At 44.1% G+C, this 1,258-nt stretch carries 1 pseudogene; it reads right to left on the bottom strand.

Features of this window, described 5'->3' with window-relative positions:
* Positions 1 to 112: 112 nt before the first annotated feature.
* A pseudogene (locus F0249_RS20050) lies at positions 113 to 1,186 on the bottom strand (IS3 family transposase).
* Positions 1,187 to 1,258 lie beyond the last annotated feature (72 nt).

The raw sequence follows: 1,258 nt of genomic DNA on the forward strand, positions 1-1,258 counted from the left end.
CTTCGTAGCTTAGTTAGCGAGGCTCACACTGCCAGCAATGGTTCCGCAGGAGCTAGAACCATTGCTGGCATAGTAACAAATCTAGGAACGAACCTAAGTCGCTATGTAGTGGTCAACTGATATTGGCCACGCTCTTAGAGTTTAACCAGAACAATCGTTCTGACTCGTTGGGTGTCAGCCCTCCATTATATTGATGGGGCCTGGCCTGACAGTAATACTGAATTATGTATCGAGTAATTTCTTGTTGAGCTTCAATAAAGCTACGATAACCTACCGTCGGCACCCATTCTGTTTTCAAACTTCTAAAGAAACGCTCCATTGGTGCATTATCCCAGCAATTTCCTCGTCGAGATAAGCTTTGCTTTATCTGGAAACGCCACAGCAATTGGCGGTATCTCCTGCTTGTATAATGAGTCCCTTGATCACTGTGAAACATCACGCCTTGTGGCTTACCACGAGACTCGTAGGCCATTGACAGAGCCTTACCTGTTAATCGACTATCAGGCGATAACGACATTGCCCAACCAATCGCTTTTCTAGCGAAAAGATCTATAACAACCGCTAAGTACATCCAGCGATTACCTGTCCAGATATAAGTGACATCACCAACCCAAACTTTATTGGGCTCAGTAACCGCGAACTGACGGCTCAGATAATTTGGTATTTCAACATGCTCCTGTGATGCCCTTCGATACTTATGCTTGGGCAATTGGCAGCTCACTAAACCAAGTTTTTTCATTAACTTAGCTGCTCTGTAGCGACTTAGGTTCGTTCCTAGATTTGTTACTATGCCAGCAATGGTTCTAGCTCCTGCGGAACCATTGCTGGCAGTGTGAGCCTCGCTAACTAAGCTACGAAGGCTTGAGTTTCTTGATTATCAAGAATTGTTCAGTGAGTCCGACATCAACAGAGCCGTGGCTTTTTTTAATATTTCATTATGCTCTTCAAGGCGAGCTAACTTCTTCTTTAATTCACGTATTTCAATTTGCTCAGGCGTCATAGGTGATGCTTTAGGTGTTTTCCCCTGGCGTTCCTCTTTTAGCTGGCGAACCCACTTATCCATGGTGGACTTACCAACATTCATGGCTTGAGCAGCCTCTGTCACCGAGTAGTTCTGATCTAGGACTAATTGTGCCGCTTCTAATTTGAATTCAGCGCTAAATAGTCTTCTTGTACGTTTTGTCATAATGTCACCTGTTAACTTATGAGGTGATGATATCACCTCTAACTAAGTGACCAAATTCAGCGTACCACTACA

Origin of the sequence: Vibrio sp. 03-59-1, from assembly GCF_013114135.1 — a bacterium.
GTDB classification, from domain to species: Bacteria; Pseudomonadota; Gammaproteobacteria; order Enterobacterales; family Vibrionaceae; genus Vibrio; species Vibrio cortegadensis.